This is a genomic window from Acinetobacter sp. ABJ_C1_1 (assembly GCF_044684115.1).
Classification (GTDB): domain Bacteria; phylum Pseudomonadota; class Gammaproteobacteria; order Pseudomonadales; family Moraxellaceae; genus Acinetobacter; species Acinetobacter nosocomialis_A.
In genome coordinates, this window is sequence record NZ_JBITPU010000012.1 from 48,291 (window position 1) to 64,111 (window position 15,821).

General features: G+C 37.9%; 15 protein-coding genes. 8 read left to right on the forward strand and 7 right to left on the reverse strand.

The features are described from left to right. The first annotated feature begins 35 nt into the window (after positions 1-35). Complete coding sequence (locus ACG59Z_RS13625) at positions 36-290, forward strand: TIGR03643 family protein (protein WP_049066178.1); 255 nt, start codon at positions 36-38, stop codon at positions 288-290. 85 nt (positions 291-375) lie between these two features. On the opposite strand, the gene ACG59Z_RS13630 is transcribed toward ACG59Z_RS13625, so the two are convergent. Both ACG59Z_RS13630 and ACG59Z_RS13635 read right to left on the reverse strand, forming a co-directional pair. Next, positions 376-558 carry a DUF2256 domain-containing protein gene (locus ACG59Z_RS13630; protein ID WP_400199818.1) on the reverse strand — a complete coding sequence of 61 codons (183 nt, stop codon included), beginning with the start codon at positions 556-558 and terminating at the stop codon, positions 376-378. Continuing rightward, positions 521-2,044, reverse strand: coding sequence for a cryptochrome/photolyase family protein (locus ACG59Z_RS13635; protein ID WP_400199819.1), 1,524 nt, complete (start codon positions 2,042-2,044; stop codon positions 521-523). The genes ACG59Z_RS13630 and ACG59Z_RS13635 overlap by 38 nt, the downstream gene beginning before the upstream one ends. Before the next feature lie 288 nt (positions 2,045-2,332). On the opposite strand from ACG59Z_RS13635, the gene nudC reads away from it, so the two are divergent. After that, positions 2,333-3,112, forward strand: coding sequence for an NAD(+) diphosphatase (gene nudC, locus ACG59Z_RS13640; protein ID WP_400199820.1), 780 nt, complete (start codon positions 2,333-2,335; stop codon positions 3,110-3,112). A 96-nt stretch (positions 3,113-3,208) separates the two neighbouring features. Here the strand turns inward: nudC and ACG59Z_RS13645 are convergent, their stop codons facing one another. Continuing rightward, positions 3,209-4,564, reverse strand: a complete 1,356-nt coding sequence (locus tag ACG59Z_RS13645) for an amino acid permease (RefSeq protein ID WP_400199821.1) — start codon at positions 4,562-4,564, stop codon at positions 3,209-3,211. Between the two features lie 379 nt (positions 4,565-4,943). Between ACG59Z_RS13645 and prpF the strand changes: the two genes are divergently transcribed. The 3 genes from prpF to ACG59Z_RS13660 all read left to right on the forward strand — a co-directional run bounded on the left by prpF (position 4,944) and on the right by ACG59Z_RS13660 (position 7,631). Beyond that, the gene (gene prpF, locus ACG59Z_RS13650; protein WP_200027415.1) at positions 4,944-6,131 is read left to right on the forward strand and encodes a 2-methylaconitate cis-trans isomerase PrpF; all 1,188 of its coding nucleotides are present in this window, start codon (positions 4,944-4,946) and stop codon (positions 6,129-6,131) included. A 160-nt stretch (positions 6,132-6,291) separates the two neighbouring features. Next, positions 6,292-7,203, forward strand: a complete 912-nt coding sequence (locus tag ACG59Z_RS13655; RefSeq protein WP_000097114.1) for a polyprenyl synthetase family protein — start codon at positions 6,292-6,294, stop codon at positions 7,201-7,203. Between the two features lie 59 nt (positions 7,204-7,262). Further along, positions 7,263-7,631 (forward strand): MmcQ/YjbR family DNA-binding protein, encoded by a 369-nt coding sequence (locus ACG59Z_RS13660; protein WP_200027416.1) that lies wholly within the window; start codon positions 7,263-7,265, stop codon positions 7,629-7,631. A 69-nt stretch (positions 7,632-7,700) separates the two neighbouring features. Here ACG59Z_RS13660 and ACG59Z_RS13665 read toward each other — a convergent pair whose 3' ends face one another. The 4 genes from ACG59Z_RS13665 to ACG59Z_RS13680 all read right to left on the reverse strand — a co-directional run bounded on the left by ACG59Z_RS13665 (position 7,701) and on the right by ACG59Z_RS13680 (position 10,762). Then, positions 7,701-8,555: an SPFH domain-containing protein gene (locus ACG59Z_RS13665; RefSeq protein WP_016805262.1), complete on the reverse strand. Its 855-nt coding sequence runs from the start codon at positions 8,553-8,555 to the stop codon at positions 7,701-7,703. Between the two features lie 28 nt (positions 8,556-8,583). Next, positions 8,584-9,045 (reverse strand): NfeD family protein, encoded by a 462-nt coding sequence (locus ACG59Z_RS13670; protein WP_400199822.1) that lies wholly within the window; start codon positions 9,043-9,045, stop codon positions 8,584-8,586. 105 nt (positions 9,046-9,150) lie between these two features. Continuing rightward, a complete protein-coding gene (locus ACG59Z_RS13675; RefSeq protein ID WP_016805260.1) occupies positions 9,151-10,068 on the reverse strand; it encodes a patatin-like phospholipase family protein in 918 nt (305 codons plus the stop codon). A gap of 67 nt (positions 10,069-10,135) precedes the next feature. After that, a complete protein-coding gene (locus tag ACG59Z_RS13680) occupies positions 10,136-10,762 on the reverse strand; it encodes a lysophospholipid acyltransferase family protein (protein WP_016805259.1) in 627 nt (208 codons plus the stop codon). Positions 10,763-10,889: 127 nt separating this feature from the next. Between ACG59Z_RS13680 and ACG59Z_RS13685 the strand changes: the two genes are divergently transcribed. The 3 genes from ACG59Z_RS13685 to ACG59Z_RS13695 all read left to right on the forward strand — a co-directional run bounded on the left by ACG59Z_RS13685 (position 10,890) and on the right by ACG59Z_RS13695 (position 15,819). Beyond that, complete coding sequence (locus ACG59Z_RS13685; RefSeq protein WP_400199823.1) at positions 10,890-12,137, forward strand: MFS transporter; 1,248 nt, start codon at positions 10,890-10,892, stop codon at positions 12,135-12,137. A 542-nt stretch (positions 12,138-12,679) separates the two neighbouring features. Then, on the forward strand, positions 12,680-13,984 hold the full coding sequence (locus ACG59Z_RS13690) for an OprO/OprP family phosphate-selective porin (RefSeq protein ID WP_263614480.1): 1,305 nt from the start codon (positions 12,680-12,682) through the stop codon (positions 13,982-13,984). Between the two features lie 185 nt (positions 13,985-14,169). Continuing rightward, positions 14,170-15,819: a phosphoethanolamine--lipid A transferase gene (locus ACG59Z_RS13695; RefSeq protein ID WP_263614479.1), complete on the forward strand. Its 1,650-nt coding sequence runs from the start codon at positions 14,170-14,172 to the stop codon at positions 15,817-15,819. Positions 15,820-15,821 lie beyond the last annotated feature (2 nt).

A 15,821-nucleotide genomic window follows, 5' to 3' on the forward strand; every position in this document is an offset into this window, starting at 1 on the left:
TGACTTGGCTACGACATAATTTAAAAGGGCATAACATGAAAAAAATTGATGAACAGGACTTATCTAGAATTATTGAAATGGCATGGGAAGATCGAACCCCATTTGAAGCAATTGAGCGAGAGTATGGCTTAGGTGAAAGTGAAGTTATTCGTTTAATGAGATACAACTTAAAATCGAGCAGTTTTAAACTCTGGCGCAAGCGTATGGCAGGGCGTAAAACCAAGCATCAGCAATTACGTTCACCAGAAGTTGAAAGAGCTTACTGTTCTCGTCAGTATAAATATGCTTAAGACCATCAAATATAATCAATTGAAAGATAACTGATTCAACAATGAAGAGTAGTGTTGAATCAGTTAAAACAATCGCGTGAAATATTTACTTATTTGAGCGGGCTTGTCGTTTACATCTTTCAGAGCAATATTTTACTTCTTCCCAGCAACGCTCCCATTTCTTTCGCCAGTCAAAAGGGCGTTGACAATAGACACATATTTTCTGGGGTAGATGCTGTTTTTTCGTGATCTTAAAGGTTACCAAGTTGAAGAATAAGTAACTTTGCATGCTGCATGACAGAAGCTTTATCTTTCATACGATCAAGGTTTTTATAGACCATCGCCATTCTGGGATTTTGACGAAATATGGCCTCATGCTGGCTCATAAAATACCAATACAAGCTGTTAAATGGGCAACTGTCTGGTTCAGTTTTGGTTTTGACGTTATATGTACAGTGCTGACAATAATTTGACATTTTATGTATGTAATTACCTGATGCAGCATAGGGTTTACTTGCCATGATGCCGCCATCTGCATACATGGCCATGCCTAATGTATTCGGTAATTCGACCCATTCATAAGCATCTACATAGACTGCTAAATACCATTCGCAAATTTCAGATGGATTTACACCAGCTAAAAGCGCAAAGTTGCCTGTAATCATTAAACGCTGAATATGGTGAGCATAGCCATGTTCAAAGGTATTTCTGAAACACTCGGCCATACATGCCATTTTTGTATCACCTGTCCAGTAATATTGTGGCAGCGGCGTGGTGGCATGAAGGGTATTTTGATCGCTATAGTTAGGCATAGACAACCAATAGATTCCACGCACATATTCCCGCCATCCTAAAATCTGACGAATAAATCCTTCTACTGCATTTAAGGGAGCCTGTCCGTTGTAATAAGCTGTTTGGGCAGCGTCACATACCTCTTTTGGTAATAACAATCCACAATTTAAATAAGGCGAGAGCAGACTATGAAACATAAAGTCTGAACCATAAACCATAGCATCTTGATAATCGCCAAAGTGGGGCAAGCTGTTAGAAATAAAATGGTCTAAAGCAAGTAAGGCATTTTGACGGGTTGTTGCCCATTGAAAGGAATCGATATTGCCGATATGTTGAGAAAATTCTTTCTTGACCAGTTGAATAACATCTATATCAATTTGATCATGCTCAAAGGTTAATTTTGGTGGCAAAGGTGGATTGCCTGACCACGCTTTTCGATTGGCTTGATCAAAGTTCCATTGCCTGCCTACGGGTTGTTGGTCATGCATTAAATAGTGAGTTTGCTTGCGCATTTCTCGGTAAAAGTATTCCATCCTTAGCGTTTTATATTTGTTTGCCCATTGCTTGAATTGTTCTACGGTACAAAAGAAGCGATCATCTTCTAAACAAATAACAGGTAGTTTTAGTGAGTTAGCCCATGAACTTTCGATTTCATGCTGTAAGCGATACTCACCACATTGGGTAATGATGAGAGTATTTGCCGAGAAGTGTTGCTGCTGCAAAGCAATAAAGTCGACTAACTTTTTTATATGACTTTCGCGCTTAAATGTGTGATAACGGATTTTCCAGCCTTGTGCTTTTAATTCTTTTGCAAAGTGCCGCATTGCACTAAAAATCAGCGCTATTTTTTGTGGATGATGAGCAACATAAGATGTTTCCTCAAGTACTTCAGCCATCAAAATAATGTCTTCATTCCGGTTTAAATACTTGAGCGTTGCGAGTTGGTGATTTAATTGATCACCCAGAATTAAACCAAATCGCATATTTTTACTTCATGAGATGGAACTAAAACTAGTCTAAGTTTTCAGAGATCAATTTTATGTGAAGCAGTGCTTCTAAGTTTATTACTAGTCACTTAGCTATAAAGTCATAGATATAACTTAAAAGCATAGAATGCGTGAATAAAATGTGATTTTAATCAAAAAGATACAAATTAAATAAATTGAAGGTGTTTGCCAATATGCGTAAGATTTTTGAAAAATATGTTTTAAGTCTGATCCTTTTGAAGAAGTTATAGAGGCCGTCGAAAGGTTCTTCACTCGAGTATATAAATGGATACCAACAACCTTCCTATTGCTTATATTTTTCAGCAGCAACAACTTTTGGTTGATGCGAATTTTCATCTGCCTTGCCTTAAACAGCAGGAACATGATTTACATATACAAGCAGACCCTCAAGTAATAGCAAGAGATTTCCAAGAAGGTGAACCTATACCAAATGGATATCAGTTCATATCGATTCGCCAACTCTTACAGTATTGGACTAAACCGCAGTTTGAACAGGCGAGTCGTGCTTTTCAGTTACTAGAGTGGCGACGTAATCATCAGTTTTGTAGCCGTTGCGGACATAAAACCCAGCAGCATAAGACTGAATATTCTATGACTTGTCCTGCATGTAATTTTAGTCAATATCCTAGAGTTAACCCTTGTGTGATTACTATTATTACGCGTGGTGAGAACGAGATTTTGCTGGCTAAAAATGCCAGAAATACGGGCCAGATGTACAGTTTAATCGCTGGCTTTGTAGAGGTAGGGGAAACCTTAGAAGATGCTGTGCGACGTGAAACCTTAGAAGAAGTTGGATTGCACATTAAGAGTATTCAGTATTTGGCGAGTCAACCATGGCCATTTCCGAGTAACTTAATGTTGGCCTTTAAAGCTGAATATGAAGCGGGCGAAATTGAAATTCAGGAGAAAGAGCTCAGTGATGCTCAGTTTTTCAAATTTGATGAATTACCCGAAATACCATTTAAAGGTAGTATTGCGCATGCAATGATTATGCACATTATTCATGGCACACCTGTGGCTGATGATACGAAACATTGGCTCTAAACAGATATCACTATAAAACTTTAATCTTATCGTCTTAAACAAAAAAGCCATTGTCTAGACAATGGCTTTTTTGTGTTTTAAGTACAAGCGTTCAGATTATTGTTCTTTAGCATTAAGTACTTTAAATAAAATAAACATAAGAACGATCCAGATCGGAATCATCATCACAGACTCTTTAAAGCCTTGGCTCCACATGATGTAGAGTACAACAGCAATGAAACCTAAAACCAAATAGTTACTAAATGGTGCCCAAAGTGCAGGGAAGTGAGTTTTTTGACCGAGTTTTTTCATTGCTGATTTAAACTTAAGGTGAGTTAGACTGATCATCGCCCAGTTTAATACCAATGCTCCAACTACAATGTACATTAAGTGGCTTAGTGCATTTTCAGGTACAAAGTAATTTAAAAGAACACAGCCAAAAATGAGTAATGCAGATAATAAAACTGCTGGTACAGGTACACCTTGTTTGTTTACTTTCTTGAAAATTTTTGGTGCATTACCTTGTTGAGCTAAACCGTAAAGCATACGGCTATTGGCAAACATCCCACTGTTATAAACAGAAAGGGCAGCGGTTAAAATAATAAAGTTAAGTAAGTGTGCAGCCCAACCAATACCCATTTGACTAAAAATCATAACAAATGGACTTTTATCGAGACCGCCAAGGTCTAATTGGTTCCATGGCACTAATGAAAGTAAAATTGCCAATGAACCGATATAGAAAATCAAGATACGGAAAACAACTTGGTTAATTGCTTTTGGAATGGTTTTTTTCGGATCTTTTGCTTCTGCCGCAGCCATACCAATCAGTTCAATACCACCAAAGGCGAACATCAAGAAAGCCAACATGTAGAACAGGCCACTAAAGCCATTTGGAAAAAATCCGCCATGTGTCCAAAGGTTGCTAAATGAAATGCTTGAACCTACATCCGCTGTAAATAGCAAATACAGTCCAAAAACAATCATTGAGATAACCGCAACAACTTTAATAATAGCGAGCCAGAATTCGGACTCACCATAAAATTTGACGTTTGTTAGGTTAATTGCCGTAATCACGACAAAGAAAAATAAGACAGACGTCCACGCTGGAATATGAGGCCACCAATAATTAATATATTTGGCTACCGCAGTAAGTTCGCTCATCGCGACCAGAACGTAGAGTATCCAATAATTCCATCCAGCTAAAAATCCGGGAAATTTACCCCAATATTTATAAGCAAAATGGCTGAACGATCCTGCAACAGGTTCTTCAACAATCATTTCTCCCAGGTGGCGCATAATTAAAAAAGCAATTAAGCCACCAATGGCATATCCTAAAATAATGGATGGTCCCGCAGATTGAATCACTTGCGCCGAGCCTAAAAATAATCCGGTACCAATTGCTCCACCCATAGCAATTAATTGGATATGTCGATTTTTTAGTCCTCGTTGCAGTGTAGAAGATTCGTTGGTCAAAGGTCTTCACTCACTATGAATAAGTAAATTATTCTAATAGATGGATTTATTTTAGCCTAGACTACAAATTAACAAGCGGTGACTGAAAAGTAACACTAAAAAATATTTAAAATCATTAACTTGCTTTTAATAATTCAAAAATGATTGAAAAATATTCTAAAAATATATTTTTTGATAGACTCTTTTTTTCATGATTTTGCTTAATTCGGTCATTGCGAGCATGAATCTAAATTCTCAAAATAAGTCTGCGTCAATACGATTGATGTATAAAAGTATAACGCTATCTCTAGATCACAAAACGATTTAAGATGAAGCGGATGACTAAACAAGTCTGTTTGTTTTGAGATATAAAAACACAATAGTAAGGATAACAGTTGATATGAGCTCAGTACCGCAAATTAAAATTCCAGCAACTTACATGCGTGGTGGAACCAGTAAAGGTGTATTTTTTAAACTTGATGATTTGCCGGAAAGAGCTCAGGTGGCAGGTCAAGCAAGAGATCAACTCTTACTACGTGTCATTGGTAGCCCAGACCCTTATGGAAAGCAAATTGATGGAATGGGTGGAGCCACTTCAAGTACGAGTAAAACCGTTATTCTGGCTAAAAGCACACAGCCAGATCATGATGTCGACTATTTGTTTGGGCAGGTTTCAATTGATCAGCCTTTTGTGGACTGGAGCGGTAACTGCGGTAATTTAACTGCTGCGGTTGGCTCATTTGCGATTTCAAATGGTTTGGTTGATGCAGATCGTATTCCAGAAAATGGCCTATGCACGGTTCGAATCTGGCAAAAAAATATTCAGAAAACCATTATTGCACATGTGCCTATTACCAATGGTCAAGTTCAAGAAACTGGTGACTTTGAACTAGATGGGGTGACTTTCCCTGCCGCTGAAGTTCAAATTGAGTTCTTAGATCCTGCCGATGATGGTGAAGAAGGCGGCGATATGTTCCCAACAGGGAATGTTGTTGACCAACTAGATGTTCCTGATATTGGTCGTTTCCAAGCGACATTTATTAATGCAGGTATTCCAACCATTTTTTTAAATGCAGAAGATTTAGGATACCAAGGTACAGAGTTGCAAGATCATATCAATAGTGATGCAACTGCGCTGGCACGTTTTGAAAAAATTCGTGCGTATGGTGCAGTTCAGATGGGTTTAATTAAAGATATTTCAGAAGCAGCTGCGCGTCAGCACACACCAAAAATTGCTTTTGTCTCTAAACCGAAAAACTATACGGCATCTAGTGGTAAGAATGTTTCAGAAAATGATGTCGACTTACTGGTTCGTGCTTTGTCGATGGGTAAATTACACCATGCCATGATGGGTACAGCAGCTGTAGCAATTGGTACTGCTGCTGCTATTCCGGGCACATTGGTAAATTTAGCAGCTGGTGGTGGAGAGCGTGAAGCAGTGCGTTTTGGACATCCTTCTGGAACATTACGTGTTGGTGCTCAAGCCGAACTTACGAATGGCCAATGGGTTGTGAAAAAAGCCATTATGAGCCGTAGTGCACGTGTCTTAATGGAAGGTTGGGTACGCGTTCCGGGCGACAGTTTCTAAAAGTTATTTTAATGAAAGAGCCTCTCTACTATAGAGAGGCTCTTTTGCATGTGACATCCATAACTCATCACGCACTTTTCACAGCGAATCGTGTATGATGTAGTACATGAATGTTTCATAACATTTAATAAAATTTCTCTACTGATTTTACGAGGCGACTGTGTCATCACTCTCTCAAGTTAATGCGGATGTTTTAAAACAAGCTCAACAACGTATTCAACAAGATTTATTGACGACACTCGCTGCATTTTCAATTCCTGAACCTTTAAAAAGCGCAGTACACCATGCAGTGATGCTTGGTGGAAAACGTGTTCGTCCAGCTTTGTGTTACGCCACAGCTTCTTTGCAAGATAATCCAAATTTTGCTGCTGCTCGCCGTGCTGCGGTTGCAGTTGAGCTTATTCATTGTTACTCGCTAGCGCATGATGACTTGCCTTGTATGGACAATGATTTGCTTCGTCGTGGCCAGCCAACGTGTCATGTAGCATTTGGTGAAGATACCGCTTTACTTGCAGGCGATATTTTACAGTCGATGGCTTTTGAGGTTTTAGGGAGCCGTTTGTTTGATGAACAAGGGCAGGGAACTGATGCTGCAATTGTATTAAAGCAAATTCAAATTTTAGCAACAGCCAGCTCTAAAATGGTTTGTGGGCAGGTTTTAGACCTACAAGCTGAAGCTAAACAAATTTCTCAAGACGAACTAGAAAATATCCACCGCAATAAAACGGGAGCGCTTATTCAGGCTGCCATTATGATGGGTGCAGTGACAATTTTCTCTGGAACAGATCAGGCAATTCCAAAATTGCGCCAATACGGACAAGCGATTGGATTGGCTTTTCAGGTGCAAGACGATATTTTGGATATTACCTCAAGCACTGAAACTTTAGGTAAAACTGCGGGTAAGGATGAACAAGTACAAAAGTCGACTTATCCTGCTTTAATGGGACTTGAGCAAGCACAGGTTTATGCAAAAGAGTTACATGACCAAGCTTTTGAGGCTTTAGCGCATTTTGGTGAAAACGCAAAAGAATTAGTTGAGATTTCACAATTTCTTTTGGCCCGTACCAACTAATATAAAATCAAATTAATAATCCTGCTTGTATTCATATTCAATGAATAAAGGAGATAAAAGTGAATGGTGATCAGCTCCACCAAGTCGCGATAGAGATTGCGTGTAATCTTCCTTTTAGCGAGCAAACTCATCCATTTGGTCCAGACTATGAAGTTTTTAAAATTTTAGAAAAAATGTTTATGCTGACAGTGGAAGTGTCTGGCGTAAAAATGATTAATGTCAAATGTGACCCTTACAAAAGTCAGGAATATCAGGAACTTTATTCATTTATTATCCCGGGTTACCACATGAATAAAAAACACTGGATTTCAATTAAGCCGCATAAAAACTTAACTCGGGATTTACTTCAAGACTTGATTCGCGATTCTTATGACTTGGTTGTAAAAAAGCTCCCTTTGAAAGATCAGAAAAGATTAAATAACCAATAATACTTAATATAAAAACGGCGACATGATTGTCGCCGTTTTTATTTCAATGACTTATTTGAAGCAATTAAATTAATTATGTTTTCCCATAATGCCACGAATTGTATTTAAAACATCGGCAGGTAACACAACAGTTTTGGCATTGCTTGATTTCGCCATCTCTTGCATTGCTTTAACGTACTGTTCACCTAACAGGTAAGCAACAGGTGTTTCTTTATCTCCGACTGCGCTCGTTACCATCTCAATCGCTTTTTGAGACGCCTCTGCTAAAACAACTTGTGCTTCTGCATCACGGCGGGATGCTTCTAAACGACCATCAGCTTCTAAAATTGCAGCTTGTTTTTCACCATCAGCTCTGGTTACTGTGGCACGACGTTGACGTTCAGCAGCAGCTTGCGCTTCCATAGCAGCTTGCATGGTTGAAGATGGCTGAATATCTTGAATTTCTACGGTTTTTAAAGTGATACCCCAATCCGAAATATCATCAGAAATCGCAGCTTTTAGTTTAGCTTTAATATGATCTCGTGAAGACAGTGCATCATCTAGATCCATTTCACCAACAATAGAACGTAGTGAAGTCTGTACAAGGTTTTGAATGGCCCATGTATAATTTTCAATACCGTACACTGCTTTTTCAGGAGTTGTTAAATTGATATACGCTACTGCATTCATAAGCAATACAGCATTATCACGGGTAATCACTTCTTGGGACGGAATATCAAGCACAATATCTTTAGTGGTGACTTTATAAGCTACGTCATCAATATAAGGAATAACAAAGTTAAGCCCCGGATTAAGCGTAGAATGATATTTCCCTAAACGCTGAACAATCCATTTATAACCTTGAGGAACAATACGTACCCCTTTAAAAATGGTGACTGCAACAAAAGCCAAAAAGGCTAAAACAATAATGGTACCAACTGGCATGAAAATAACCTCTCTTTATCTTTAATGTTTATGAAGTACTGTGGGGCTGAACAATTAAGTCATTACCCGAAATATCAATGACTCGAACCCGATCACCAACTTTCACAGTGGTGGTGCTTCGACAGTTCCATTCATCGGCCCCTAAAATAGGCATAGGGAAACGAACAATAATTTGGTCATGAGCGAGTTCGGTTTGAATCACCATACCAATTTGCCCAATGGTGGCTTCACGAGGTAAACCCGCTTTAGTTTTATCAATCGACAATGGTTTAATAAATTTGAACCAAAGAATAGTGCATAGCACCGATAAAATAATCCACAATACAATTTGTGTTGTCAGGCTAATATCTGGAAATAGCCAATAGAGAAAGCAAACCATAATGGCTGCAATACCAAACCAGAGAGCGGCAAAAGCAGGGATAATCAGCTCAGAAAGAATAAGTAAGATACCCAATACAAACCAGTGCCAAGGTTCTACAACAAACTCCATAGATCTGCTCTTTTATATATCTTTATGATGGGTAAAAGTGATCTCATATCACTTTTACCACTGTAGCAGATGATGGTAGGTGTGGATAGAAAAAAACCACCTCAATTAAAATTTAGGACGTGGTGCTGGCTTAAATGCGGCTGGTGATTTTTTGAAATTCGCAATTGCAGTTTCAACTTGACGTATTTGTGCTTGAGCAGCTTTTTCACCTTCTAAAATAGCTTCATTGCTTGATTTCAAATCGAGTGTACCTAAGTGTCCAACTTTAGGCTGGATCACTACATTGGCTTGCTTTAACTCTTCATTAATACTTTGTTGCCCCATAATATTAATGGTTTGATCAAGTAAACCCCACATATTCGCTGGGCGATTTCCTGCTGGACGTGCTGAAATATCAACCGCAATCACAATATCTGCACCCATATCGCGTGCTGTTTTTACAGGAATTGGGCTCACTAAACCACCATCTACATATTTTTGATTACCAATAGTGGCAGGTACAAATACGTTTGGAATACTACAAGACGCGCGTACAGCTTGACCTGCATTACCTTTAATAAAGTCAGCTTTTTGACCATTATCAAGACGGGTTGCTACTGCTGCAAAACGAATTGGGAATTTCTCAATAGGCTTATTGCCTACGTTACGGTTCACGTAGTCCTGTAGCTTTTGCCCAAGAATAATACCTTGGCGATTAAGCGTTAAATCACGAATATCAGATTCTTGCAATTTAAGTGCAAGATTTTGAAGCTGATAAGGTGTTTGTCCGCTGGCGTAGATACTTCCTACAAAACTGCCGGCACTTGTGCCTGTAACAATTTTAGGTTTAATACCATGTGATTCTAAAACCTTGATAACACCAATATGTGAAAATCCTTTTGCTCCACCGCCACCTAAGGCAAGTGCGATTACTGGTTCGCGTGCTTTAACTGAAGTGGTCGGTGTTGGTGTTTTGCTGAATTTATCACAGCCGAATAGGGCTAAAGAGATAAATCCGATACTGGCAAATTGAGCAATTTTCATCTTTAAAAAACAATCTATGGCAAGATAAATTAAGATGGCCCATCAGACCAGATTCGTTTAATTTTTGCTAGGTTTTTTTCACAAGATTTTGTAAAGGTTCCGCAAGCCAATTACGATTTTTAGGTGATATTTTTCCTTTATAGCGCTCAAAAATCTTGGCGAGATCTTCCTCATAGTTTCCACTAGGTATTAAATAGTCTAAGCAATGAATAGTCTTGCGATCATAATCAAAAGAAAACATTACAATCGGAATATTGGCTTTTGCAGCAATATGGTAAAAGCCACTCTTCATTTTTTTTGCTTTCTTACGTGTGCCTTCAGGCGCCATGCCAATCCAGATTTTGTCATAGTGCTGAATAGTGGCAACCACTTGTTCAGTCAGACCATTAGCAGAGTCACGTTTTACAGGAATAACACCTGCCCAATCTAGAGCGCGTTTAAACGGTGGCTTAAATAAACTATCTTTACCCAACACCGTAATTTGAATACCGAGTCCAAAAATAGCAAGAAAACCATACCAACCATCAATGTTAGATGTATGGGGAGAAATAATGGCTACTGCTTTAGGAAAGTTGGGAACTTCACCTTCTATGGTCCAGCCTTGAGCCAAAAAAAGTTTCTTAAATAATGCTCGGCTTAAAGCATTACCACGTTGAGGAACCTGAGACGGTAGATTGGGAAAATGTTGTTCCATATTTTTAAGTTTTAAATCATCCTTTGCTTTATCTTAATCTTTTGAAATCTATGCTTCATTGGCAAAATGTAAGGCCACGCATGGTATTTCATGTGATTACCGCATAAAGAAATAAAAGTAGGTATATATGTTCCGACAGCAAAATCTTTATCTTTTGCTATTTTCCTTATATTGGGCACAAGGCTTACCTGTGGGGTTTATGACCCATGCTTTGCCCGTAATATTAAGAGCTCAAGGTGTATCACTTGCCCATATTGGTGGTTTTGGGTTGCTCATGTTGCCTTGGTCAATCAAAATATTTTGGGCACCGTGGGTAGATCGACATGCGATTTCACGCTTAGGACACTATCGTAGCTGGATTTTACCTACCCAATTTCTGACGGTGGGCGTACTTTGTATTTTATCTTTTTTCCCGATTCAGGCATTAGATCAGCCTGTTTATCTACTTATGTTCTTTATAGCACTGTTATTTATGAACTTAACAGGAGCAACGCAGGATATTGCTACCGATGCTTTAGCTGTCAATTTATTGCAACACCATCAACAACATTGGGGAAATACTTTTCAAGTGGTAGGTTCTCGGCTTGGTTTTATCGTGGGTGGGGGAGCTGTGCTGTGGTGTTTAGACTGGTTGTCATGGCAGCCGACATTTTTATTATTAGCTGCTTTAGTCTTTATCAATACTTTACCTATTTTACTATTTAAAGAGCCTCTTCATAATTCTCATTCTATTAATGAACCTAGCCAGCCAAATTTAGTCACAAAAATTAAGGCTTATTTGAGTTATTTTTCTCAAAATAAAGAACTTCGTTCTTGGTTAATGGTACTCATCACTTTTAAAGTGGCAGATGGCTTAGCTGGGCCGTTACTCAAACCCTTAATGGTAGATATGGGATTAAGTTTTACCCAAATTGGTGTTTACATCACTATGCTAGGCGCTGTAGCTGCTTTAGTGGGGGCATTTATTGCAGGATGGGTATTAAAGTATTTTTCTAGGTCAACTACATTAATTAGTTTTTCAATATTAAAAATCATGAGTTTAGTTGCGTATGTTTATTTGGCCTATGCTTACGAGCAAAAGATAAAAATAAATGCATGGCTTATCTATACTATAAATGCTTTAGAAGATGCCTTTGCCGCGATGCTACTGGTTGTAATGTTAACCTTAGTCATGCATTACAGCCGAAAGAACTACGCAGGCACTGATTTTACTCTCCAAGTTTCGGTCATGGCGACAGTAAGTGGTGGTCTTTATACCTTGAGTGGTGTTATTGGAGATGCGCTTGGTTATTACCATTATTTGATATGTATTGTCAGTGTTGGAGTACTCTTTTTAATTCCTATGTACATATGGAAAGGTACAAAGACTGTATAAAAAATGGCATTAAGTTGATGAAATAAAGAGACTTAAATCAGGTTAAGTCATGCTGAAAAATTGTACTTGTACCTTTAGTCATTCTTTTGAAAATGTATATTTTTAGCTATTCAAATGGCTTATTAATTGTGCCATCTTGTTTGGGTAGCGAATGGAAGCTAGAAGGAGAAAAAGGGATGCGAATAACAAGAAAAATCATGTGAAACCATCAGGACAGCAAAAGAATCTTTAATTAGATTGTATATTAGCCTAAAGTCTAAAAAAGAATAATGAAATAATGATTTAATCATTCTATAAGATAAGAGAGTTGTGTAGGATTCGTTACAACATGAAGTCAAGGTAAAAGTTCTGTAAACAAAAGTCTGTTTTAATTCTTTTGATTTGGGAATTTTAATCTTACCCAGCGTTAAAATTGGTTTTGATTGCGGTAATAAAATTAATGCAATCAAATTTGGAGGATAGTTGGTTTTTTTGTGCTCAATGGTCACACGAATCAACTTGGCATGGACAAGCAACATAAAATATATTTTTAGGAGTTTTTGATGGATCTATTCCTTAATCGTAAATCGTTTGTTGTTAAAAGTTTAGCTATTACAGTAACAGCTTTAATGATGAGTGGGGCAAATGCGGCAACCTCTGAAAAAGAGGAAATTCAAAAACTTCGTCAAGAAGTTGAAGCTTTAAAAGCATTAGTTAAAGAACAGCGCCAAGTTCAACAGCAACAGCAACAAGTACAGCAACAACAGCAAGTACAGTTAGCTGAAGTTAAAGCACAGCCTCAGCCTGTTGCTGCGCCAGCTTCTCCATTAGCAGGTTTTAAATCTAAAGCTGGTGCTGATGTGAACCTTTATGGTTTTGTTCGTGGTGATGCTAACTACATTATCGAAGGTGCGGATAACGACTTTGCTGACGTTAGTAAGACTGATGGTAAAACAAAAGATAAATTACGTTCGACTGCTAAAACTACACGTCTTGGTTTAGACTTTAATACACCTGTTGGCGATGCTAAAGTAGGCGGTAAGCTCGAAGTTGATTTTGCTGGTTCAACAACAGATTCAAATGGCTCATTGCGTATTCGACATGCTTACTTAACGTATAACGACTGGTTATTTGGTCAAACGACATCTAACTTCTTGTCAACTCATGCACCAGAAATGATCGATTTCTCGACAAACGTTGGTGGTGGTACGAAACGTGTGCCTCAAGTGCGTTATGGCTACAAGTTAGGTCCAACTACACAATTGTTTGTTTCTGCTGAAAAAGGTGATAGTACCTCTGCGGCAACAGGCGACAGTATTAAATATAGCTTACCTGCATTAACTGCTAAAATCACTCAAGGTTATGCAGGGGGTAAAGGTTCTGCATCAGCTCGTGCTTTAGTTGAAAATTATAAATCATCACTTGGTGATGATAATAAAACTGGCTGGGGTATTGCTGCAGGTACAGACTTCAAAGTTTCAGATCCTTTGAAGCTTTTTGCTGATGTTTCTTATGTAGTTGGTGATAGCAGCTATTTATATGGTAGTAACGCTGCCTATACTTTGGTAAATAACAATATCGAGCAAAATAAGTTTGTTGCTGTACAAGTAGGCGGTACTTATAAAATCTTACCTAACTTACGTTCAACTTTAGCGTACGGTGCAGAATTTGCTGATGATGGCACTGATTATGCAAAAGCATATACAGCTGGTAATGAAAAAGTTCAACAAGCATGGATTAACTTTATCTATACGCCTGTTAAACCAATTGATTTAGGTCTTGAGTATGTAAACGGTAAACGTGATACTTTTGCTGGCAAATCTTACAAAGATAACCGTATTGGTTTAATGGCTAAGTATAGCTTCTAATCTCTCATAGTTTTTCATCTGAAAAAGTCGAGGTTCAAGTTAACCTCGACTTTTTATTTGTAGTTAAGTTAAATAACACTAAGCCCATTAAAAATGGTTTATACCGATCATTCTATTATTTAAGTCATTTTTAAGTTTCAATTTTTACATTAGAAGATCATAAAAAAAGGTCGTAGTAACCAGAGATGCTGAGTTTTTTTTCTAAATTAAGAAATAAGCAGATTTCCCTGTTTATGTTCAACGTCATTATAGCCATTTGGTTAGGAGCAATTCTAAATATTGGTTTTTATAAGAAAGTTCACCTGTTGACGCCATATTTAGGTATAAAAGCAACCTTATTCTTAGCCGCTACTGTAGTGATTGTTGTTGCTACCTATTATGCAGCTTTACAAATTTTAAACTGGAAATGGACAGCCAAAATTTTTGCCATTTTGTTGGTATTCATTGGTGGATTTAGCTCGTATTTTGTAAATACTTTAGGTGTCATTATTTCACCTGACCAGATTCAAAATATTGCTCAAACAGATGTCGCAGAAGCCACAGATTTACTCTCTTTACGTTTTGGACTTTGGACGATTTTCTTTGTTGTTTTGCCTATATTTTTGATTACTCAGGTAAAACTTAAATCAGAAAAAATACTTCCGCTTTTGCTTAAAAAAGTCCTTTCAATCGCCCTTGCATTTGCCGTTGTGGGCGGATTGTTGTTTGCTTACTATGTTGATTTTGCAGCAATATTTAGGGAGCATCGTGACTTGAAAGGGATGATTTCTCCTCAGAACACCATTTCTTCGGTCATGTCTTATTATCGTAAAAAAGCACCTAAGAAAAATCTTCCTCTTGTGAAGTATGGTGAAGATGCTCATCAAGTCCAGCAAACTCAAAAAGATTTACCTAAACTTATGGTACTTGTGGTGGGTGAAACTGCACGTGCAGAAAGTTTCTCACTGAATGGTTATGCGAAAAATACAAACCCAGAGCTTTCTAAACAAGATATTTTAAACTTTTCACAAGTGAGTTCATGTGGTACTGCAACAGCGGTTTCTGTGCCATGTATGTTCTCTGGTATGCCACGTGCTGATTATGATGAGCAATTAGCGAGTCATCGTGAAGGATTACTTGATATTGCAAAACGTGCAGGCTATCAAGTCACTTGGATTGATAATAACTCGGGGTGTAAAGGCGCATGTGATCGCGTTGAACAATATCAAATTCCAGAAGATTTAAAGCAAAAATGGTGTAAAGATGATGAATGTCTTGATGACATTCTGATTGATAGCTTAAAGCAATATTTGGCTTCTATTCCGAAAGATGATAAGCGTCCACGTTTAGTTGTATTACATCAGATGGGTAGTCATGGGCCAGCATATTACAAGCGTGCACCTGAGAAATATCAACCATTTAAACCAACTTGTGATACTAATGCGATACAGGGTTGTTCACCAGCCGAGCTGATAAATAGTTATGATAATACAATCGTCTATACTGACCATGTATTAAGCCAAATGATTAATATTTTAAAAGAAGTATCAAATTATCAAACTGGTTTCTGGTATTTATCTGACCATGGTGAGTCAACAGGCGAACATGGTATGTATTTGCATGGTTCACCTTACTCAATTGCACCAAGCCAACAAACACATATCCCAATGATTATGTGGTTCTCAGATGGCTGGAAACAACATAATCTTGCTCAAGTAAATTGTTTAAATCAACAAATTAAACAAAAGTTAAGTCAGGATAATTTATTCCCAAGCTTGTTAAGTATGTTGGATGTAAAAACCCAAGTCATCAACCCTCAACTGGACATGTTGCACTCTTGTGCCAATGTAAACTAAAG

Excerpts from the sequence above, each read along its gene's own strand:
- ACG59Z_RS13625 (WP_049066178.1), top strand. The coding sequence starts at position 36 with ATGAAAAAAATTGATGAACAGGACTTATCTAGAATTATTGAAATGGCA.
- ACG59Z_RS13630 (WP_400199818.1), bottom strand. The coding sequence starts at position 558 with ATGCAAAGTTACTTATTCTTCAACTTGGTAACCTTTAAGATCACGAAA.
- ACG59Z_RS13635 (WP_400199819.1), bottom strand. The coding sequence starts at position 2,044 with ATGCGATTTGGTTTAATTCTGGGTGATCAATTAAATCACCAACTCGCA.
- nudC (WP_400199820.1), top strand. The coding sequence starts at position 2,333 with ATGGATACCAACAACCTTCCTATTGCTTATATTTTTCAGCAGCAACAA.
- prpF (WP_200027415.1), top strand. The coding sequence starts at position 4,944 with ATGAGCTCAGTACCGCAAATTAAAATTCCAGCAACTTACATGCGTGGT.
- ACG59Z_RS13665 (WP_016805262.1), bottom strand. The coding sequence starts at position 8,555 with ATGCCAGTTGGTACCATTATTGTTTTAGCCTTTTTGGCTTTTGTTGCA.
- ACG59Z_RS13670 (WP_400199822.1), bottom strand. The coding sequence starts at position 9,045 with ATGGAGTTTGTTGTAGAACCTTGGCACTGGTTTGTATTGGGTATCTTA.
- ACG59Z_RS13675 (WP_016805260.1), bottom strand. The coding sequence starts at position 10,068 with ATGAAAATTGCTCAATTTGCCAGTATCGGATTTATCTCTTTAGCCCTA.
- ACG59Z_RS13680 (WP_016805259.1), bottom strand. The coding sequence starts at position 10,762 with ATGGAACAACATTTTCCCAATCTACCGTCTCAGGTTCCTCAACGTGGT.
- ACG59Z_RS13685 (WP_400199823.1), top strand. The coding sequence starts at position 10,890 with ATGTTCCGACAGCAAAATCTTTATCTTTTGCTATTTTCCTTATATTGG.
- ACG59Z_RS13690 (WP_263614480.1), top strand. The coding sequence starts at position 12,680 with ATGGATCTATTCCTTAATCGTAAATCGTTTGTTGTTAAAAGTTTAGCT.
- ACG59Z_RS13695 (WP_263614479.1), top strand. The coding sequence starts at position 14,170 with ATGCTGAGTTTTTTTTCTAAATTAAGAAATAAGCAGATTTCCCTGTTT.